This is a genomic window from Sphingomonas sp. BLHR8, from assembly GCF_056821725.1.
Genome location: NZ_JBPDIM010000001.1, coordinates 948,271 through 968,336, shown reverse-complemented (window position 1 = coordinate 968,336; position 20,066 = coordinate 948,271). Strand labels below are relative to the sequence as shown.

The 20,066-nt window shown below is 58.8% G+C and carries 17 protein-coding genes and 1 pseudogene; 14 read left to right on the top strand and 4 right to left on the bottom strand.

Features of this window, described 5'->3' with window-relative positions:
- Position 1 precedes the first annotated feature (1 nt).
- The 12 genes and pseudogenes from ACRYJK_RS04760 to ACRYJK_RS04705 form a co-directional block, all read left to right on the top strand.
- Positions 2-211 (top strand): annotated as a pseudogene (locus ACRYJK_RS04760) (nucleotidyl transferase AbiEii/AbiGii toxin family protein); the annotation flags it as partial.
- Between the two features lie 31 nt (positions 212-242).
- The gene (locus ACRYJK_RS04755; protein ID WP_482666406.1) at positions 243-995 is read left to right on the top strand and encodes an ArdC family protein; all 753 of its coding nucleotides are present in this window, start codon (positions 243-245) and stop codon (positions 993-995) included.
- Positions 996-1,111: 116 nt separating this feature from the next.
- A complete protein-coding gene (locus ACRYJK_RS04750) occupies positions 1,112-3,175 on the top strand; it encodes a DUF262 domain-containing protein (protein ID WP_482666405.1) in 2,064 nt (687 codons plus the stop codon).
- Between the two features lie 216 nt (positions 3,176-3,391).
- Entirely contained in the window at positions 3,392-3,565 is a 174-nt protein-coding gene (locus ACRYJK_RS04745) for a type II toxin-antitoxin system Phd/YefM family antitoxin (protein ID WP_482666404.1), read from the top strand.
- A complete protein-coding gene (locus tag ACRYJK_RS04740) occupies positions 3,565-5,574 on the top strand; it encodes a type I restriction-modification system subunit M (protein ID WP_482666403.1) in 2,010 nt (669 codons plus the stop codon). Before ACRYJK_RS04745 ends, ACRYJK_RS04740 begins: the two co-directional genes overlap by 1 nt.
- Positions 5,571-6,833, top strand: coding sequence for a restriction endonuclease subunit S (locus ACRYJK_RS04735; protein WP_482666402.1), 1,263 nt, complete (start codon positions 5,571-5,573; stop codon positions 6,831-6,833). Before ACRYJK_RS04740 ends, ACRYJK_RS04735 begins: the two co-directional genes overlap by 4 nt.
- On the top strand, positions 6,830-8,077 hold the full coding sequence (locus tag ACRYJK_RS04730) for an AAA family ATPase (protein WP_482666401.1): 1,248 nt from the start codon (positions 6,830-6,832) through the stop codon (positions 8,075-8,077). The genes ACRYJK_RS04735 and ACRYJK_RS04730 overlap by 4 nt, the downstream gene beginning before the upstream one ends.
- Positions 8,074-8,697 (top strand): retron system putative HNH endonuclease, encoded by a 624-nt coding sequence (locus tag ACRYJK_RS04725; RefSeq protein WP_482666400.1) that lies wholly within the window; start codon positions 8,074-8,076, stop codon positions 8,695-8,697. Before ACRYJK_RS04730 ends, ACRYJK_RS04725 begins: the two co-directional genes overlap by 4 nt.
- Positions 8,694-11,726, top strand: coding sequence for a type I restriction endonuclease subunit R (locus ACRYJK_RS04720; RefSeq protein ID WP_482666399.1), 3,033 nt, complete (start codon positions 8,694-8,696; stop codon positions 11,724-11,726). Before ACRYJK_RS04725 ends, ACRYJK_RS04720 begins: the two co-directional genes overlap by 4 nt.
- 21 nt (positions 11,727-11,747) lie before the next feature.
- Positions 11,748-11,957, top strand: a complete 210-nt coding sequence (locus ACRYJK_RS04715) for a hypothetical protein (protein ID WP_482666398.1) — start codon at positions 11,748-11,750, stop codon at positions 11,955-11,957.
- A gap of 318 nt (positions 11,958-12,275) precedes the next feature.
- Positions 12,276-12,464 (top strand): hypothetical protein, encoded by a 189-nt coding sequence (locus tag ACRYJK_RS04710; protein WP_482666397.1) that lies wholly within the window; start codon positions 12,276-12,278, stop codon positions 12,462-12,464.
- Positions 12,461-12,844 (top strand): DUF3768 domain-containing protein, encoded by a 384-nt coding sequence (locus ACRYJK_RS04705; RefSeq protein WP_482666396.1) that lies wholly within the window; start codon positions 12,461-12,463, stop codon positions 12,842-12,844. Before ACRYJK_RS04710 ends, ACRYJK_RS04705 begins: the two co-directional genes overlap by 4 nt.
- Before the next feature lie 179 nt (positions 12,845-13,023).
- Here the strand turns inward: ACRYJK_RS04705 and ACRYJK_RS04700 are convergent, their stop codons facing one another.
- Complete coding sequence (locus ACRYJK_RS04700; RefSeq protein ID WP_482666395.1) at positions 13,024-13,854, bottom strand: HNH endonuclease; 831 nt, start codon at positions 13,852-13,854, stop codon at positions 13,024-13,026.
- A 235-nt stretch (positions 13,855-14,089) separates the two neighbouring features.
- Between ACRYJK_RS04700 and ACRYJK_RS04695 the strand changes: the two genes are divergently transcribed.
- Positions 14,090-14,332: a hypothetical protein gene (locus ACRYJK_RS04695; protein WP_482666394.1), complete on the top strand. Its 243-nt coding sequence runs from the start codon at positions 14,090-14,092 to the stop codon at positions 14,330-14,332.
- Between the two features lie 252 nt (positions 14,333-14,584).
- The gene (locus tag ACRYJK_RS04690; protein WP_482666393.1) at positions 14,585-16,690 is read left to right on the top strand and encodes a helix-turn-helix domain-containing protein; all 2,106 of its coding nucleotides are present in this window, start codon (positions 14,585-14,587) and stop codon (positions 16,688-16,690) included.
- 132 nt (positions 16,691-16,822) lie between these two features.
- Here ACRYJK_RS04690 and ACRYJK_RS04685 read toward each other — a convergent pair whose 3' ends face one another.
- From ACRYJK_RS04685 to ACRYJK_RS04675, 3 genes are all read right to left on the bottom strand, one after another.
- Complete coding sequence (locus ACRYJK_RS04685) at positions 16,823-18,025, bottom strand: tyrosine-type recombinase/integrase (RefSeq protein ID WP_482666392.1); 1,203 nt, start codon at positions 18,023-18,025, stop codon at positions 16,823-16,825.
- Positions 18,026-18,660: 635 nt separating this feature from the next.
- A complete protein-coding gene (locus ACRYJK_RS04680; RefSeq protein WP_482666391.1) occupies positions 18,661-19,104 on the bottom strand; it encodes a hypothetical protein in 444 nt (147 codons plus the stop codon).
- A 5-nt stretch (positions 19,105-19,109) separates the two neighbouring features.
- The gene (locus tag ACRYJK_RS04675) at positions 19,110-20,057 is read right to left on the bottom strand and encodes a hypothetical protein (RefSeq protein WP_482666390.1); all 948 of its coding nucleotides are present in this window, start codon (positions 20,055-20,057) and stop codon (positions 19,110-19,112) included.
- Positions 20,058-20,066 lie beyond the last annotated feature (9 nt).

The following is a 20,066-nucleotide window of genomic DNA, read 5'->3' as shown; positions in this document are numbered from 1 at the left end:
AATGCCTTTCCTCGATACCTACCGGCAGCAAGTCGCGCTCCTGATCCGCGCCATCCCTTTCGTCGCCAGGGAGCAGGCATTTGCACTCAAGGGCGGGACCGCGATCAATCTGTTTGTGCGCGACATGCCGCGCCTGTCTGTCGATATTGATCTGACCTATCTGCCGGTCGAGGACCGCGCCACATCGCTCAAGGCCATAGACGCTCCCCTGGCACCGCAGCAGCGCCCCGCTGACCCGGCCCATGAATGCGGTCACCCGCAAGGCCTATCGCGGCGTCAATGTCCTCGCCCTCTGGGCCAGCGCCGAGGCGCAGGACTTCGGCCACGGTCTCTGGGCAACCTACCGCCAGTGGCAGTCGCTAGGCGCACAGGTTCGCAAGGGCGAGAAGGCCTCGCCGATCGTGTTCTACAAGGTGCTGGACAAGGCCGAGGGCAGTGAAGACGAGGCGCGCGAGGGCGCAGGCCGGATCTTCGCGCAGGGCTCGCACGTGTTCAACATCGCGCAGGTCGAGGGCTACGCCTTGCCCGAGGTGGCGGAAGCCGAGGCCTTCGATCCCATCCCCGATGTCGAGGCCTTCATCGCTGGCACCGGAGCTGCCATCTGCATCCAGGGCGACAGCGCCCACTATACCCCGTCCACCGACATGATCACCATGCCCGACCGTGAGCGGTTCTTCGCCACCGACACCGCCAGCGCGGCGCAGAACTGGTATGCCATCCTGCTCCACGAGCTGGTGCATTGGACCGGGGCCGATCATCGCCTCGCCCGCACCTTCGGCAAGCGCTTCGGTGACGAGGCCTATGCCATGGAGGAGCTGGTCGCCGAGCTTGGTTCAGCCTTCCTGTGCGGCGACCTTGGCCTGTCGGTCACCCCGCGTCCGGATCATGCCTGCTACCTCGCCAGCTGGCTGAAAGTGCTCAAGGGCGACAACCGGGCGATCTTCACCGCTGCCAGCGCGGCGGCGAAGGCGGCGGAGTGGTTGGGAGAGCAGTAAGGTAGCCCCTTTCAAATGATGAAAGCGCGCGATTTCGACATGGACATCGCGAGACATGACATGCGGAACGTTCTCCCTTAATCATCAGAAAACTGACAGCAATTCGGGGGTGTCGAGTGAAAGCAGCTGAAACGAGGGTAGATCGATTCCTCGCAAGCAGTGAGACCGCCTTTGCAATTCCGGTCTACCAGCGAAACTATGATTGGACGCGGGTCCAGTGCCAGCAGCTGTTCAACGATATCATTGCCGTTGGCACCGACGAGGCCGTGTCAGGGCACTTCATCGGTAGCATCGTGTATGTCCATGACGACGTCTACACGGTTTCCGGTTTGCGTGAGCTCACCGTAATTGACGGCCAGCAGCGCCTTACGACGCTAACGCTGATTCTTGTCGCGCTCTATCGTTTCGCGCTTGCCACCGGCCGCGATCAGCAGGCCCAGCGCATCTACAAGACTTACCTGATCAATGAGTTCGCGGATGAGGCTGAGAAGCTGAAGCTGAAGCCCACGGACAACAACAAGGCCGCCCTTCGCCAGATCATGGACCCCAAAGAGGGGGCGAAGGTCTCGGGCTATTCGCGGCTGCTGGAAAACTTCCGCTTCTTTGAAAGCCGGATCAGCGAGGGCAACTTCGACACTGTTCTGAAGGGTCTGACGAAGCTCATATTCGTTGAGATTGCGCTGGAACGGGGGAAGGACAACCCACAGCGCATCTTCGAGAGCCTCAACTCGACTGGCTTGGAGCTGTCACAAGCCGACCTCATTCGGAATTACATTCTCATGGGGCTGGCGCGCCGTGAGCAGGAGCAGATTTTCCGGAAGTTCTGGGAGCCTATCGAAGCGAACGCCCGCAATCTTGAGGTCAACGACAGCCGCGTTTCCGATTTCATCCGCGACTTCCTCACGCTGAAGCAGAAGGAAATTCCGAACAAGGGCGCGGTCTACGAGAAGTTCAAAGAACGCTTCCCGCTTCCTAGTTCACAAGAGCTTACAGATGCTCTCGATGAAATTCTTGAACTGTCCTACGTTTACGCAAAGCTTCTAAACCCAAGTCTAGAAAATGATGCGACCATTTCGCACGAACTGGACTATATAAAGACACTTGAGATCAACGTTGCATACCCCTTTCTGATGCCAGTCTACCGGGATTATTCGAAGAACATCATCACAAGGGACCAGTTCACAGCGATCTTACGGCTTGTGCAAAGCTATGTCTGGCGGAGATTTATTCTCAGCCTGCCGACCAACGCTCTGAACAAGATATTCATGAGCTTGTACGAGCGGGTCGATCCCGCCGACTACGTCGCGTCGATCGAGCGATCGTTGATGCAGCGCACCGGCACCCAGCGCTTCCCCCGTGATGCCGAAGTCATCGCAATGCTGAGGGAGAAGGACCTTTACAGCACCAAGAGCCGGACCCGGACTTACTTTTTCGAGCGCCTGGAAAACCACAACAATCGTGAGCCTGTCGACGTCACGACCCCCGACATCACCATCGAGCATATCTTCCCGCAGAATCCCGATCCCGCATGGCAAGGTGGGCTAGACACGGAAGAATATGCCCTGCTGAGCGAGAAGTACCTCAACACGGCAGGAAACCTCACGCTTTCCGGCAACAACGGGCGCCTCGGGAACAAAACCTTTGCCGAGAAGCGTGACATGAATGATGGGGGTGGGGAGCAGGGCTATCGCTTCAGCCGTCTCTGGTTGAACCGCGACCTTCAGGCGCTCGACCGCTGGGGAGTTGCTGAGGTTGAAGCGCGTGCTGAGCGCATAGCAAAACGGTTCCTCGACGTCTGGCCGGCACCAAATGTAGACACCGCGATGGATGTTGAAGGCGATGAGATCAGCATCTTCGACGCCGAAGAGCCCCGCCATAAGCGCCTCGATTACGCCGTGTTCCTCGGAAGCCGGTTGGAGGTGACGCAGGTCGCCAAGCTTTATGCGCAGGTGTTCGAGCAATTGCTGCTCCTCCAGCCTGAGGCATTCCATGGAAGTCGACTCATAGAAAGGTTGCAATTGGCTTCCAATCCCAGTGAGCTGCGCCAGGCTGTGCAAATCGCAGATAACTATTTCATAGAAGGAAATATCGACTCTAAAAGTAAATTTGAGCGCCTTAAGTTTGCGTTATCAGAACTCGGGCTAGAGGAAGAACTATCGATTAAATTTTCTCCAATATAAATGACGCCCTAAATGGTTTTTTCACTCTAATTGATTCGATAAGTATTTTTATAATCGGATTTTTTCACTTTTATATAGCTCGATATTTTGGGAAGTTTATCGTTGATCTGCTGAAGATGAACTAGGGGCTACTACATCGTGTGCTCGTCCACCCTGCTTTGCTCAGTTGAGTCTCCCCAAAAGATGGCTAAAGTAGCTCCAACTCTGGAGGGGCACATGCGGCATATGTCGGCGCGCGACGCTAAAAATGGCTTTGGGCGATTGATTGATCTGGCGCGCGCAGCTCCTGTTTCCATCGACAAATACGGCAGACCTGTCGTGATCGTCCTGTCGGTGGAGGAGTACGAACGGCTCTCGGCCCAGAGCGAAAAGAACGGAACAGCGGCCTGATGGCCACGCACACTGACCTCGCCAATCTGATCTGGGAAATCGCCAACCTGCTACGCGGCCCCTATCGCCCGCCGCAATACGAGCGCGTCATGTTGCCGCTGGTCGTCCTGCGCCGCTTCGATTGCGTTCTGGCCGATACGAAAGAAGCGGTGGTGGCCGAAGCGAAGCGCCGTGCCGGTGGTAAAATCGAGGGTGATGCGCTGGATAGCGCGTTAAACCGGATTTCTGGCCACCGGTTTCACAACCGGTCGGAGCTCGACTTCAAACGCCTGCTGGGCGACCCGGACAACATCAACCAGCACCTGCAAACCTACATCAATGGCTTCTCCGCCAACGTCCGGCGGATCTTTGATTATTTCGAGTTCACAGCAGAGATCGAGCGGATGCACGAGGCGGGCATCCTGTTCCTGATCGTCAAGGAGTTCGCAGCGGTCGACCTCCACCCCAACAAGGTCAGAAACGACCAGATGGGGCTGCTCTTCGAAAACCTGATCCGGCGCTTCAACGAGCTGGCGAATGAGACAGCCGGTGACCACTTCACGCCGCGTGAGGTCATCACGCTCATGGTCGACCTGCTGTTCTACGATGATGACGACCTTTTCGTGAAAGAAGGCGCAGTCCGCACCATCCTTGATCCAGCGTGCGGCACGGGCGGAATGCTGGCGGAGGCGCAGGCTTATATGCGGCGGCACAATTCGCCCGCGAAGCTGTATGTCTACGGCCAGGATTACAACAAGCGCGCATTCGCCACTGCCGCGTCAGACATGCTGATGAAGCAGGTCGACCACAACGGGCACGGCGAGAACATTCAGTTCGGTGATACATTTACCGACGACAAGTTCGCAGATGAGGGCAAGAACCGGTTCGATTACTTCATCGCCAATCCGCCTTTTGGTGTGGATTGGAAGAAGCAGCAGAAGGAAATCGTGGCCGAGCACGTGCGCGGCAAGTCTGGCCGTTTCCATGCCGGGCTGCCGCGTGTGAACGATGGGTCATTGCTGTTCCTGCAGCACATGATCTCGAAGTTTGAAGACCATGCCCCTGCCAAGCAAAAGTACGGCTCGCGCGCAGCCATCGTCTTCAGCGGTTCGCCCTTGTTCACCGGCGGCGCTGGCGGCGGCGAAAGCAACATCCGCAAGTGGATCATCGAAGAAGACATGCTGGAGGCGATCATCGCCCTGCCGGAACAGATGTTCTACAACACCGGCATTGGCACCTACATCTGGATCGTCACCAACCGTAAGGCAAAGGGCCGCAAGGGCAAGATCCAGCTGGTCGACGCGCGCGACACCTGGATTCCGATGCGCCGCAGCCAGGGCGACAAGCGGCGCAAGATCGGCGAGGGGCCTGCACTTGAGGGCGATGACCGTCCGGACGAGCCGGATCAGATTGCCGATATCGTTCGTCGCTATGGTCAGTTTGCCCAAGGCGAGCAGTCCAAGATCTTCGACAATGACGATTTCGGCTACACCCGCGTCACGGTCGAGCGGCCATTGCGGCTGCGTTATCAGATGACGGTAGAAGACAAGGCGCGCTTCCTCGATGCCGCGCCCCACCTGCTCGACGACATTCAGGCGATCGACAAGGAGCTTGGCCGCGAACCGCTGATGGACTGGAATGCCGTGTCAAAATCCATCGAGCGCGTTCTGAAGCAGCGCGGATCGAAGTGGCGCGCAGCAGACGAAAAGCTGTTCCGGAGCGTGTTCACCACCAAGGATGCGGCGGCGGAAAAGGTGCGCAAGGGAAAGGGGTTTGAACCCGATCCCGATCTGCGCGATTTCGAGAATATTCCGCTCAAGGTCGATATTGACGCCTTCTTCGCGCGCGAAGTGTTGCCCCATGTGCCCGATGCCTGGATGGACCGGACCAAGGACAAGGTGGGCTATGAAATCAACTTCAACCGCCACTTCTACAAGTTCACCCCGCCGCGCCCGCTGGCGGTGATCGATGCTGAGCTGAAGCAGGCAGAAGAGGAAATCTTGCGCCTTTTGCAGGAGGTGACGAAGTGAGCGCGTTTCCGAACATCGCCATTCGGCATCTGTTTTCAATCGGAAGCGGCGCGACGCCGGAAAGTGGCAATCCCGACTACTGGGATGGTGATATCTTTTGGGTCACGCCTGAGGATGTCAGCGCGGCGAAAGACGGGAAGATAGTCGGTACGAAGCGCCGCATCACGGATGACGGCTTGAGGAGTTGCAGCGCGCGATTATCGCCGCCCGAAACGGTCGTTCTCACCAAACGCGCTCCAATCGGCCAACTTGCCGTAGCAGAGGTCGAACTGTGCTCCAATCAAGGGTGTTTCTTGCTTGAACCAGGATCGGGCGTTGACCCCCAGTTCTATTTTCACTGGCTAAATGCGAACAACGCCTATCTGAAAACTTTAGGCCGTGGCTCGACATTCATGGAGCTAAGTACAGATGAACTTAAGTCGCTGCGCGTTCCGTACCCTCCCATCCACGTTCAAAACTCAATTGCCAAATTTCTGAACGAGAATGCCGCGCAAATCGACACCCTGATTGAGGCCAAGCAGAAGCTGCTGGGCCTGCTGGCCGAAAAGCGGCGGACGCTGGTGGCAGAGGTGGTCATGCGCGGGCTGGACCGCTCCGCCCCCTTGCGCCCCTCTGGCATAGACTGGCTCGGCGATATTCCCGAGCATTGGGCATCGGTCCCGCTGCGCTTTCTGGTTTCGTTCATGGGCGGCGCGACACCCGACACCAAGAAGGAGGAATATTGGAACGGAAAAATTCCCTGGGTTTCGCCCAAGGACATGAAGCGTGACTTCATCACCGACGCCGAAGACCATGTTTCAGAGCAGGCTTTGGCCAACAGTGCCCTAAAGATGATCGACGAAGGGGCCGTTCTTATTGTGGTTCGGGGGATGATCTTAGCACACAGCTTCCCCACCGCCATCAACACTGTACCGGTCACGATCAATCAGGACATGAAGGCCTTGCGCTGTGACGAACGTATCAGCCCGCGCTTTCTGAAAGCCGTGTTGGAAGGGGCGACACAATACCTTGTCGATCAGGCAGACTCATCTGCCCACGGAACCAAAAAGCTTGAAACAGGCGTGCTGGGAGCACTTGGCATCCCGGTGCCGCCGCTTGACGAGCAAGAACTGATCGTCGCCCACATCGCCGAAGAGCGCGTGAAAATCGACAAGCTGGCTACCGCCACCGAACGCTCCATCACCCTGCTGAAAGAACGCCGCAGCGCCCTGATCGCCGCCGCCGTCACCGGCCAAATTGCCATCCCGGAGGCCGCATGAAGATCACTAAGCTAGATGTGACCAACCTGCGCGGCTTCGAACATGCCTCGTTCGAACTCGATCCGTCCTTCACCCTGCTGGTCGGCGTCAACGGCGTGGGCAAGAGCAGCGTGCTGGAGGCCTTGCGCATTTCCCTGTCGCGCGTGATGCCCAAGTTCACGGCCAGCAAAGCCTTACCTATCGCCTTTACTGAAGACGATACGCGCATCGGCAGTCCGGCCCTAACCGTGCGTCTGGACTTTCAGTTTGCCGATGACGCACGCCATTTCCTCATGCACCTGCCGCGCGAAAAATACGTGCCGGATCAGGAAGGCTCCGTGCGCGCGGGCGCGATGACTTTGCCCGATCAGGAGGAAATGTCGCAGCCCTGGCCGAAGGTGGACAAGGATGGCAGCCAGCCGCTGGCGCTGTTTTTCGGAGTTCGCCGGTCGCACCCCACGGACGAACGGATCAACAAAGGCCGCACGACCACGGGCCAAGCCATCGCTTATGCCGATGCGCTCTCTACTGTCCGCGCGCTCCATCTGGCTGATATTGCGTCGTGGATTCTGGCGCAGGAAGCCTTAGCCGAAGAACTGCCGCGCGCACGGCTGCACCTCGACGCGCTAAAGTCCGCCGCCGCGCGTTTTTTGCCGACTTGCACTGATCTTCGCGCCACCAACGAAGACGAAAAACCGCGCCTGCTGATCACCAAAGGTAGCGTGGAACTGGACGTGCGCCACCTATCCGAAGGCGAACGCGGGATGCTGGCGCTTGCCCTCGATCTTGCCCGCCGGTTGTCGCAGGCCAATCCCGGATTGGACGATCCCGTGCGCGATGGCGTAGCGGTCGTCCTGATCGACGAGCTTGATATGCACTTGCACCCGAGCTGGCAGCGGCAGGTTTCCAGCCTGCTTACGCAAACATTCCGCAACTGCCAGTTTATTGCGACGACCCATTCGCCGCAGATTTTCGGTGAAATCAAACCCGATCAAATTCGCAAAATCGATGGCGGCAAGGTCTATAGCCCGGGGCATTCTTATGGCGTCGATTCCAGCCGGTTGCTTGAAGAAGAAATGGATACTCCGCCGCGCAATGCCGAAGTTGCGGCAAAGCTTGACGTTATCGCGTCGCTCATCGGCGAAGAGAAAGGTGCAGAGGCGCGCAAGGCCATCGACGCGCTGGCCACGGAAATTGGTGACGGCGATCCCGAAATCACGCGCGCGCGGCTCTTGCTCGATTTTCTGGATGAGGGTGCAGAATGAGGGCCATTGCTAAGGGCGATGAGCCTGCCTGCCTTACCGCGCATCGGGCGATGGAACACAGCTTCTACCAGAACTATCAGGGCAAGGATGCGCTGCGCGCCGCACTGGTGGCCGAGCAACGAGGTCTGTGTTGCTATTGCATGGGGCGTATTATCGCCGACGGCCAGAAGATGAAGATCGAGCACTGGCAATGCCAGGCGAATTACCCGCATCTGCAATTGAACTACGACAATCTCTTGGGCGCCTGCCTTGGCGGGCACGGAGCGCAGCCCGATGGCCAAACTTGCGACAACCGCAAGGCCAATCAGGATTTGCAGTGGAACCCCGCGACACCCGCGCACGATATCGAAGCCCGCATCAAATATCGAAGCAACGGCGAGATTCGGTCCGATGACAAGGTATTTGATGGACAGCTAGATAGTGTTCTCAATCTCAACATTGCGGTTTTGAAGAACAGCCGAAAAGGCGCACTTGACGCTGTGCTCGATTGGTGGCGCACAAAAAAACCCAGTAATGATCAGGTTCGCGCAGAAATAGACAAATACGAGACCAGTGTAGATGAACTCCTGCCCTTTAGGCCTGTTGCTATCTGGTTCCTGAGAAAGAGGTTGGCTGCATGACCCACGCAAAGCCCGCCCGCCATACCGAAGAAGCCTTCGAGATCGTTGTCGAGGGGGTACTACTGGCGAATCCCTATGCCTCGATCGCATCGGACAAGTTCGACCGTGCATCTGCCATCTTCCCCGACGCTGTGCTCGATTTTATCCGCGCCACCCAGCCGAAAGAATGGAAGGCGCTGGAGGCGCTCCATGGCGACAAGACCGGTGCGCAGGTACTGGCCGACTTGGTCAAGTGGATCGATGCCAATGGCTCGCTTGCCACGCTGCGGCACGGTTTCAAATGCTATGGCAAAACACTGCGCGTAGCCACGTTCAAGGCCGCGCATGATCTGAACGCAGAGCTGGAAGCGCGCTATGCCGCCAACATCGTCAGCGTCACGCGTCAGCTTCGCTACTCGCTGAGCAACGACAACGAGCTTGACCTGGTTCTGAGCGTCAACGGCATTCCGGTGATTTCTGTCGAGCTGAAAAACGCCATGACGGGATCAACCGTTGAGGATGCCATTCGCCAGTACCGCCGTGACCGCGATCCGCGCGAACCGATTTTCGAGTTCAAGCGGAGGATCCTCGCGCATTTCGCCGTCGATACCGATGCGGTATTCATGACGACGCGGTTGGCAGGACCAGCCACACACTTCCTGCCCTTCAATCGCGGGAACGACGGCGGCGCTGGCAATCCACCTGACCCGAAGGGCCGGAGCTATCGCACGGCCTACCTTTGGGAAGAAGTGCTCCAGCGAGACAGCCTGCTCGATCTGCTGGCCCGGTTCATCCATTTGCAGGTGGAAGAAAAACGCGATGACGCGGGCCGAAAGGTCAAGAAGGAAACTCTGATCTTCCCGCGCTACCATCAGCTCGAGGCCGTCCGCGATCTGGTCGCGAAGGCGAAGTCCGAAGGCCCAGGCCACAATTATCTGATCGAGCATTCGGCGGGCAGCGGCAAGAGCAATACCATCGGATGGCTTACTCATCGCCTTGCGTCGCTGCACGACAGCGCCAATGACCGGGTGTTCGACAGTGTCATTGTCATCACCGATCGCGTGGTGCTCGACAAGCAGTTGCAGGATACGATCTATCAGTTCGAGCACAAGCACGGGGTGGTGCAGAAGATCGACGACAATTCCCGGCAGCTGGCGGAAGCGCTCGAAAGCTCAGTGCCGATCATCATCACGACCTTGCAGAAGTTTCCGTTTGTCTCGCGCCAGCTGATCCGGCTGGCGGAAGAGCGGGGGGACGATGGTGACGGGGTGCTCAAGACCCGGAATTTTGCAGTCATCATCGATGAAGCGCACAGCTCACAAGGCGGTGAAGCGGCGACGGACCTGAAGGAAGTCCTTGGCGGGCAGCGGCTGCGCGAAGAGGCACAGCGCTATATGGCCGAGAACGAAAGCGTGGGCGAAGACGAGCTGTTTCGCAGCATGGCGAAGCGCGGTCGCCAGGCAAATATCAGCTTCTTTGCGTTCACCGCGACCCCGAAGCACAAGACATTGGCGGTGTTTGGGAATGGCGGCAAACCGGCCCACAGCTACACAATGCGCCAAGCTATCGAGGAAGGATTCACCCTCGATGTCCTCAAGCACTACACCACCTACGCCACCTATTTCCGGTTATTAAAGGCCAGTGACGACGATCCAAACGTGGTCAGGAAAAAGGCGGCACTGGCGCTGGCTCGCTTCCTGAAGGTGCATCCGCACAATATCGCCCAAAAGACCGAGGTAATGGTCGAGCACTTCCATTCAGCCACGCAACACAAGGTTGGCGGCCGCGCCAAAGCCATGGTCGTGACCGGCTCCCGGCTGGAAACAGTGCGCTATAAGCAGAGCTTTGACGCGTACATCAAGGCGAAGGGGTATGCGATCAAATCGCTAGTCGCATTCTCGGGTGCGGTGGCCGACGACAAGCTTTCCGATGTCACCTATACCGAGGAGGCAATGAATCTTGGTGTCCGTGAAAAGGAGCTGCCCGACGTTTTCGCGACGTCCGAATATCAGGTTTTGCTAGTCGCGGAGAAATATCAGACCGGATTTGACCAGCCGCTTCTCCACACGATGTATGTCGACCGACGCCTGTCAGGCATCCAGGCCGTCCAGACCCTATCTCGGCTCAATCGCACGCACCCTTTCAAGGAAGATACGTTCATTCTCGATTTCGTGAACGACCGCAGCGAGATTCAGGAGGCCTTCAAAACCTACTATGAAGGCGCAGAGATCGGCGAAGAAGTCGACCCGAACCGCATGTATCAGATCAAAGGCGAACTGGATTCGAGCGGCATTTACGCCCTGAGCGATGTTGACCTTTTCTCAGAAATTTATTTCAAGCCCAAGCTGAAGCAGAGCCCGGCCGATCACCAGAAAATGAATGCCGTTATCGATCGGCCAGTGTCCAATTTCTCTGATCTTGCGAAATCCGATCCGGCCGACGCCGAGGTGTTGCGTGGAAAGATTCTGGCATTTGGCAGTCTCTACAGCTTCCTGAGCCAGATCATTCCATATCAGGATTCTGATCTGGAGAAGTTGTACGTCTTCCTGCGTCATCTGGCCGCGAAGCTGCCAAAGAAGGGAGGCAGCCCCTCTTATCAGTTCGACGACGACGTCCGGCTCGACTACTATCGCCTTCAGAAGGTCAGTGAGGGCTCAATCAGCCTTTCCGAAGGGACTGCCAATAAGCTCGACGGCCCATCCTCTGTTGGCTCGAAGGTGGCGCGCGACGAGGAAGTACCCCTTTCCCGACTAATTGATGTCGTAAATGACCGCTTTGGTACTGATTTCAACAATGCCGACCAGTTGTTCTTCGATCAGATCGTTGAGGCAGCAATGGCCGACGCCAATTTGCGGCAAGCAGCCATTGCGAACCCGGGCGAAAAATTCGAGCTGTTGTTCAAGAATTTGCTTGAAGCGCTATTTGTTGAGCGCATGGATCAGAATGAGGAGATCTTCGTACGATTCATGAATGATAAAGCATTTCAAGGGCTAGTTACCAATTGGCTTTCAACTGAAGCCTATTCAAAATTGCGAAGGTCACAGAATTGATGCTAACTGTGTCAGGCTGTTGTGGTCGATATTGATGTGGAGAAGATATTCATTTTCTTCTGCGCTACCCTGCCGGGCAACCTGCTCTATCCGCTGGTGCGGACCGGGCCTTTAGTCCCGGCCCATTCGGGTGACGATCAGGAGCGTGTACAAGCGGAGCGGGAGTTTCTGGCGGACGCGCTCTGTCCCGCATGGCCGGTGGCCATGCTCCTGAGGGCGCGGCGTTCCTGAGCTAATCCGGAGGCGCTCTGGCCTCTCTCATTGCCGAACGCCCGCTGGCCCACTTGGTCCGCGCGCAGGGCGTCCGGCGGCTTCGCGCCGTGCAAGGGCGCCGTTGTCTGTGCGGAGCGCTGCGGCGACCCTTGAGGGGAACGCCAAAGGCTTTGCCCTCTCGTTCCCAAACCCCAATCGAGCCCCCGTGTGGCGGGCTTCGCCCGCTGGCCCGCGCCAGGGCATCGATTGGGGTTTTCCCTCCCCCTCCCATCCTCGCCGGAAGGCAGGGCCGCATGCCGCGTGACGCTTGCGGCTTTGCCGGATGGAGTTTGGACCATGGGTGATCTGATCTTGAATTACCGCGCATGCGGGGCCGAGTGCCGGGAGGACTGGCTGGGCATGCTGGCGCATGACAACGGCTTGCCGCTGGTAGCGGTGCATCAGCTGGCGGACGAGCTGGGGGAGCGCGAGGATTTTGGCGAGCTGGTGCGTCTGTGCGAGTGCGGTGGGAGCCTTGCATCATGAGCGGCGCGGTGCTGTCGCGGGCCGAGCGGATTGCGCGGCTCAATGATCTGGCGCGCCGCGCCATGGGGATTGCCAGTTTGGTGGTAGCGACCGAGGGCATTCGGGCCTTGCCTGAGGCCGATCAGTCGCGGCTGCGCGAGCTGGTCGAGACCTTTGATGCCTTCACGCTCGACAATGATCCCTATGGCGAACGCGACTTCGGGGCGATCTATCGGGGGGTGGAAGGTCTCTGGTCGACTTCGCGGCCTGTTGATGTTGCCGTGACCGTGTTCTGGAAGATCGATGCCTATGACCGCGAGCTGCGGTTCGGAAGCGAGGACCCTGCCGATCCCGCCGTGACCCGGCGGGTGCTGACCATCATGTTCGCGAGCGAGTATTGACATGGCTCGCCTGTCCCACACGGTGGAACCCTCGCGCCTTGCTTTCGGTGCGTCACGCCGGACGGGAGTTTGTGATGGCCGGTCCGCCCGTCATGTTCGTCGCAGGCGAGGAGGCGCAGCTGTCCCTGTTCTGATGTGGTCGAGGGATAGCGGGCTGGCCAAGCGCGCCGCCTGACACGTCAGGCGGCGCGGTGATCTACAAAGCAGTGTTCATTGTGCCAGTCGAGAAAGGCCGGTTCCGGATCGAACCTTGCCGCCGGGCGCAGCGTGGCCTTCTCGAACTGCTGGAAATAGTCGCGGGTCTCCCGGCTGCGGCTGTCGCGCAGCTGCCGCGAGACATGGATACGGCGGGCGCGGTCCACGGTGATTAGCCCGCGATCGAAGGCGCGGTCGAGCGTGGCGGATAGAAGCAAGCCGTTGGCCGGGTTGTGGCGGTTCTGGGTGTCCTTGCCCCATGGCTTGATATGGCTGGCGGTCAGCAGGCGCGGATCGGCGATGCCGGTGATGCAGCAGGCCTCCTCATAATTGGCGAGCACCGCGCGGCGGAAGAACTCCTGGCCAACCCACTGGTTAATGATGGCCTGTGTCGTGGACTCGCCTTGCCACGGCTCGAATTTGAACTCGCTGCACTTCTCGTGGAGGAGATGGCTGGCGGACGGCGGCAATTGCGCTGCGGCGATTTGGCGGTTGACCTGGCTAGCCCACATCTCTTCGGCGCGCGCGACCAGACCCGACCAATCCTGCCCGAACTCGGCATAGGTGGCGCGGTCGAGCTTCGATGCACCTTCCAGCCCCTTGCGCCCGCTCTCGGTGATCTTGGGATCGAGGCTGGCGAAGTTGCATAGTTTCATCGCCACCGAGCTGTTCGAACGGTCAATGGTAGCGGCCAGCGCCTGGATCTCCGGATTGCCCGAATGCAGCTTCCCGAACGGCAGCTGGAAATAGAGGTGGAGCGCGAGGACCGTCTCCTCCTCGCTCCAGCGTTTCCGCGCGGTGCCTTCCATTGCCATGACAAGGGTTTGGGGCAGAGCGCAGCGTGGTGCAAGCGGGGGATGGGGGCAGCCTAGGTGTCCATCGGTCTGGCCGCTTCGTTTTGAGCACCCGCACTGGCCGCGCGCAGGCGAGGGTCAATGTCCGGCCCGCGCCGGTTCCTGGCAGTCACCCGTGTTGGACATGACCCCGCGCCCTTTGCCGCGCTGCCCTTCTGTTTGGTGCAACGAGCCACCAACACGAAAGGAACATCTCATGGCCCGCACTTCACAAGCACCCGCACCCGCCACAGCGCCCGAGCCCAAGGCTCCGGATTTCATTGCCTGGCATGTCAGCAATCGCGGCGAGAAAGCCTTCTGGACCAAGATCGGTGCCGCATGGTTCCACCGCGACCGCAAAGGCCTGTCGCTGCAGCTTGAGGTCGTGCCGATCAATGGCCGGATCGTGTTGCGGACGCCGCTCGACGACGAGGCGAAGGATGGGCGCCCGGGCGCTTAGCGCCCGGCGATGCTGGAGGCACCAAAGATGCTGGAGGCACCAAAAGGGCAAGCCTAGTGGTGGTGGCCCATGGCACCTTTTCCCCTTAGATTATAGCTTCGGGAGTTCGGGACAGAAACGAGGGGCGTGCCCGACGCAATTGGATCACGATAGAGAATACATTCACATAAAAAATACACTTTCAGTGGTTGCATTCGCACGGAGGTGGGAATATAGGAGACGTCATTCACAAATTCGTTAGGAGTGCGACGCATGGATGACCAAATCCCGACTACGCTGTTGCGGATGGCGCGAGAGGAGTCGAAGGTTCGTCAAGCCGATTTGGCAGCATCCCTTGGGATCAGTCCAAGTGTCTTATCTAGGCTGGAGGCGTCAGAATCCGCTGATCCGAAAATGGCAAAGCGTTACCTCGACGCTTTGGGAACACCCCTCGGTGAAGCGATAGTTGAGTTCTTCTCGCGCAAGTGGTTTCATCTCAGCCGCCCTGATTTTCGGCATCCTGAGCGCGAAGCCATTTGGGCTGCCGAGCAGGCGCTGCAGACACTCGAGGCCTTTGAGAAGAGCGACGACTTCGACCCAATCTTGCAGAACCCGCTGAATAACTTGCGCAAGCGCTTGTTCAGCGACGTCGATTTCATTCGCCACACGGAACACGGGATAGCGTTTATGGGCGAGATCGGCGTCGGCAAGACGACCGCGCTATCGCTCGTTACAAACCTTTTGGTGCCCGATGGTGAGAAGAAGATGAGCGTCTTCCCAACCGGCAGCGGTCGCACGACCGTCTGCGAAGTCGCCATCAAGATTGCCCCTGCCTTTGGTATCGCGGTCGATAGCATGGACGAGGACGACATTCGTATGCTGGTCTCGGACCTGGTCAATGGCGTGGCGTCAGGCAAGGGCGGGCTTCCGAGTGAGCTGGACCGTGTCATCCGTAACATGGCTGACGTTCGCCGTGTGACGGTGCGCTCACGTAAGGCAGGTGAGAAGCCTACCACCATCGACCACCTTAAGGAGCTCATCGACCGCGTTGGCGACGTCGATGCTGCGATTGCTGAGGTTGTGGCGCGGATGAAGCTGGAAAGCCGGACCGGCACCCAAATCATCCTGTCAAAGGATGTTGAGGATAGCATGGACTGGCTTTCGAAAAACATCAGCCGCATCAACTACGGCCAGCACCCCGATTTTTCGGTGCCGGAGCGTATCACCGTACTTCTGCCGCTCGAAGTGTTGCGCGAGACACCTTACGCGTTGAGCGTGATCGATACCAAGGGGGTGGAAGGTACGACCCAGCGCGCAGATCTGATGAAACGGATCGAGGACGAGCGCACGGTCACAGTGCTCTGTTGCTCATTCTCCGACGCGCCAGGAAATGTGCCCTTGTCGATCATGCGAGATACGGTCGATGCTGGCATTGACGCTATTGCTGAAGAACGCATCTGCCTCCTTGCGCTACCGCGCAACGATGAGGCTCTGAAGATAATCGATGATATGGGGAATCGACCCAGTTCCGCCGAAGAGGGTTACGCGATAAGGGAGGGTCAAATTGATCAGCAGTTTGCAACGGAAGGTCTCGCAGCGGCACCGGTGAACTTCTTCCACGTGGAGGAGGATTCGCCAGAGCTGATCTGGACCTGGTTGATCGAACGCGTTGGCGCGATCCGCGCCGCGAAAGTGGTTCGCATCCAACGTCACGTCGAGGCAGCAGAGACGCTAGTTATCAACGCCGATGTCGCGAAGACCCGTGAAGCACGCACGGCCATTGCGGATACGATGCGTAAGGCCGCCAATCGTTTCCGCGAGCTGCCACCGGTAACTCGTCCAGCCGCGTCAAATCTTGTCGCTGAAGTGAAGAACACGCATCAGAGTTCGGTCGCAGCATCGGTAAGTCGGCACGGTGACTGGCCTCAGTTCAACGCTGCCCACATCCTCGGCCAAGGTGTGCGCCGCGACGTCAATCTCCGGACGAACGAGATTTTCGTGCGTATTGATGAGGCGATTGAAGGGTTGAATGACGAATTCGGCCACCTGGCCGACGTCGCGCAGTTTCTTGAGAACCTGCGCGAGGAGTTGCAGGAGTGGCGCAAGGAACTTCTGTCTCGTGTCGCGCTTGCAGGCCGAATGCTGTACGCACCTCACCTGCAGAGTCAGGCCAGCGCATTATGGCAAACTTGTTACAACCGATATGGCGCGGGTGGCGGCTACAGGGTGGATGTCTCTCAGGAATTCCAAGACCATTTCGACACTGACACTCATGCCATTGCGACCGCCACCAAGGTGGAAAGCCAAGTCAAGGCGCTGTGGCTCCAAATCGTGGTCGAGGCATTGCTTGTGACATCCTCCTTCTCAGAGGACGATTAACACCCTGCTGCTGGACCCCGCATCTCAGACTGGACCATCGGAATTCTAGGCTGGTCTGCGGTAGAAATGGCATAGATCGACGACCTAAGCGCCTAATGCTGATTGGCTTAGGTCGTCGTTGCCTTGGCGGACCTAGTGCTGCACCTCGCGCGCCCTTAGGCCATCCAGATAATCGCTCCACCACTGCGCCATTTTGACCCGCTCATCCCAGTACTGGCCTCGGTTGTAGGTGCCGCGAATGGCATTGCTGTCGCCGTGGGGCCGTGCGCGTTCGATGGCATCGGGGTGCCAGAGCCCGCTTTCGTTGAGGAGGGTCGATGCCGTTGAGCGGAACCCGTGCGCGGTCATCTCGTCCTTGCTGTAGCCCATGCGCCGGAACGATGCGTTGATGGTGTGCTCACTCATCGGGCGCAGCCGGGTGTGGAAGGCTGGAAAGATGTAGCCTTGGCCCCCGGTGATCGCCTTCAGCTCTGTGAGCAGTTCAAGCACTTGGCGTGATAAGGGCACAGCGTGGGTGCGCCGCGCCTTCATCTTGCCAGCGGGGATCGTCCAGATTGCCTTATCGAAGTCGATCTCCTGCCACTCGCCGTACCGCATCTCGCCCGGTCGGACGAAAATGTGCAGGGCGACCTTCAGCGCAAGCTTGGTGATGGGGTAGCATTCGAAGGCGTCGATGGCGCGAAGCAGCTCGCCCAGCTTTTCCGGTTCCAGAATTGCTGCATAGTGCCGCGCCTGCGGCGTCAGCAGTGCGCCTTTGAGGATCGCTGTCGGGTCCGTGGTGCAGCGGCCAGTCGCTGCGCCATAGCGGAACACCCGACTTGCGAAGGAGCGGCACTTCTTGGCAGTCTCTCGGTCGCCGCGCGCCTCCAGCTTTTTCAGCGGGGCGAGCATCATTTGCGGGTCGACATCCGAAATCGGCATGTGCCCGATCGCGGGCTTGAGCAGATCGAGGAACCAGCGTGCCTTTAGCAGCGTGGCCTCGGCGCGGCCTTCGCCGACCATCTTGTTCTCGATGTACTCGCGGGCAACTGACTCGAACGTGTTGGCGGCGCTGATTTTGGCCGTCGCCTTGTTCTTCTTCCGGGTCAAAGCAGGGTCTTCGCCCTTGGCAATACGCAGCCTGAGTTCGTCGCGCTCGAGACGGGCCGCCTGAAGACTAACTTCCGGCCAGGCACCAAGAGCGATCCTCTTTTCTTTGCCGCCTACATAATACTTCAGCCGCCAGAGCTTCGAGCCTTTGGGGAAGATTTCGAGGTAGAGGCCGCGCTCATCGGCGCGCTTGTAGGCGGTAGCACCGGGCGAAAAAGCTCGGATTTGCAAGGCTGTCAGTGACATTTGGAGGCATGACCTTTCGCCAGAAAGGGGCATGAGGGGGCATATGCCCCGCTCCACGCCCCTGATTGTGGGGGCACGGCCTGAATCAGCGTGAAATACGCGGCATCAAAATCCAGCCAAAAATGGCAGAATTCTGCGGTTTTTTCAAGGTTTTTGACGCCACTCCCGCAGGAGTTTTGGTGCCAGAAGAGGCATCCAATTGTCGGTAATTTCTGCTGTTGTAACAGGCACTTCCCTAATTTGGTTTTCCGAAAAAGCCCGGAAAGGGCCCGCAAACGGCCACTAACGTATTGGTTCGATGCCTTTTTAGGGACTCCGCGTACGCTTTTGGGGCGGTGGCCAGCTGATCGCCAGTTACATGAGACCGCCCTCATTGGAAGGGGGGTTCGTCCGCCCAGTCGATAATACCAAGCGTTGCTGCGCTTCGGCTGCAGTTATCGCAAATCCCAAACAACATGCGACGCCCTTGGCGTCATTCGAGGGGTCCGGAGGTGAGGTACGGCGCGAGGAGAGAGTTGCTGGCTTCGGAGATTGTCGCCCTGGGCCAGAGCAGCCGGCGAGATCGTGAGGCCAAATACGGGGCTCGGCCGCGAGAAACAGCGTGCGGCTCTGGCGATTGCGGACCAATGGCTTGATCATTGACGGACTCCGGCGGTTCTCAGGACGGTGGACGGGCAGCGATCGGGAATGACCTGACTGGAGAGTTCGCGAGCGGCGGTCGCACTTATGACGTCGCCCGCCAGCGCAAACGAGCGGCCAAGAAGGACCGTGTCACGAGCTCCGCCCAATTCCAGGACGATTGCAAGGCCGCCATCGCTGGTGCGTTCGAGACGCGAGGCCGCTGGCAAGATAGGCGTCATGGCGACTTGCCCGGTTTCGAACACGAGGCAATCGTCCTTTACCGCGAATGAACCATTGATCCCGACGGCCGGCCCTTCCCACCCACCAACGTCCTGGACAAGCACGAAGGCCGAGAGCGCTTCGACCGTCGATGTGTTTTGCTGGGAGGTTTTGGGCGGAGGCGGTTCCGCTTGGCATCCTGCCAGCAGGACGATGGGAAGGAGAATGCCTATCTTCATCTAATTCACGACACCACGCTCAGCCCCAGCTTCTCGATCTCCCATCCGTCGCCCTTGCGTCGCAGACGATAGGCACCATGCTCGGCACCGAGGTTGCCGTAGGTTGCGCCTCCCGAACCCGCGCAGAAACCCCGATCGCCTGAGCAATCGATCCGCGCATCGACATACATGGCGCTTTCGCCGTTGGCCGTCAGAACCACGCCCGGACCGCTCCATGAGCAATCCGCTTCGGAGTAAAGCGGACCGAAACGCTGCGAGAGCCTTCCAATCAGCTCGTCCTCAGCAGCGCGGAGGCAGAAATGGCTATGCATATCGCCTTTGCGGCCCTCATAGTTCTCGAGAATGTAGGCGAACATCGCTTCGCGCGGGTCAGCTACGTTCCTGATCGTCCGTCGCGGCCACCGCTGGTTGTCCCAGTGCTTGTCGAAAGCCTGCGACAGCAGCGTATCCCGAGCCGATGGAGCGGGCGGCGGTGGCGGTGGCGGATCAGGGATGCCGCCCGGTTTCGAAGGATCGAATTTCGCGATGGCATAGAGTTGAACGGCGGGGCCGGTGCAATCGGCAGGAATCTCGCCATCTGCCAATTCCGCCAGATCGGCATCGGACGGATAGAACCGACCGCCCCCGCGGACCGTTTCCCCCTCTCGGATCCGCAACCCCGAGGTGTAGTTGTTCACAAGCCAGTCGGTGTCGTCGAGCCGCGCAACGCGCACATCGTCATCGCCCCATAGGATGAGGGCGCGCTCTCCTGGCGCATGCTCGAGATAAAGGCACGATCCGGCTCGTGTGATCTTGCCCGATATGCGCGCCTCCATCGCAAGGTCCGACCGGGCATGCAGAATGACAGGCAGCGACGACGCCGTTTCGCCGCGCTCGGTTTCGATCTCGGTCTCAAGGGGTGCGAGGCAGCCGGAAAGCGTCACGGCGAGGACAGAGCAGAAAATCCCTTTCATGCTGGTCCA

Bases quoted from the DNA above. Each gene is read 5' to 3' on its own strand.
- ACRYJK_RS04755 (WP_482666406.1), top strand. From the start codon at position 243: ATGAATGCGGTCACCCGCAAGGCCTATCGCGGCGTCAATGTCCTCGCC.
- ACRYJK_RS04740 (WP_482666403.1), top strand. From the start codon at position 3,565: ATGGCCACGCACACTGACCTCGCCAATCTGATCTGGGAAATCGCCAAC.
- ACRYJK_RS04675 (WP_482666390.1), bottom strand. From the start codon at position 20,057: ATGAAAGGGATTTTCTGCTCTGTCCTCGCCGTGACGCTTTCCGGCTGC.
- ACRYJK_RS04705 (WP_482666396.1), top strand. From the start codon at position 12,461: ATGAGCGGCGCGGTGCTGTCGCGGGCCGAGCGGATTGCGCGGCTCAAT.
- ACRYJK_RS04690 (WP_482666393.1), top strand. From the start codon at position 14,585: ATGGATGACCAAATCCCGACTACGCTGTTGCGGATGGCGCGAGAGGAG.
- ACRYJK_RS04710 (WP_482666397.1), top strand. From the start codon at position 12,276: ATGGGTGATCTGATCTTGAATTACCGCGCATGCGGGGCCGAGTGCCGG.
- ACRYJK_RS04730 (WP_482666401.1), top strand. From the start codon at position 6,830: ATGAAGATCACTAAGCTAGATGTGACCAACCTGCGCGGCTTCGAACAT.
- ACRYJK_RS04685 (WP_482666392.1), bottom strand. From the start codon at position 18,025: ATGTCACTGACAGCCTTGCAAATCCGAGCTTTTTCGCCCGGTGCTACC.
- ACRYJK_RS04680 (WP_482666391.1), bottom strand. From the start codon at position 19,104: ATGAAGATAGGCATTCTCCTTCCCATCGTCCTGCTGGCAGGATGCCAA.
- ACRYJK_RS04695 (WP_482666394.1), top strand. From the start codon at position 14,090: ATGGCCCGCACTTCACAAGCACCCGCACCCGCCACAGCGCCCGAGCCC.
- ACRYJK_RS04700 (WP_482666395.1), bottom strand. From the start codon at position 13,854: ATGGCAATGGAAGGCACCGCGCGGAAACGCTGGAGCGAGGAGGAGACG.
- ACRYJK_RS04720 (WP_482666399.1), top strand. From the start codon at position 8,694: ATGACCCACGCAAAGCCCGCCCGCCATACCGAAGAAGCCTTCGAGATC.
- ACRYJK_RS04745 (WP_482666404.1), top strand. From the start codon at position 3,392: ATGCGGCATATGTCGGCGCGCGACGCTAAAAATGGCTTTGGGCGATTG.
- ACRYJK_RS04725 (WP_482666400.1), top strand. From the start codon at position 8,074: ATGAGGGCCATTGCTAAGGGCGATGAGCCTGCCTGCCTTACCGCGCAT.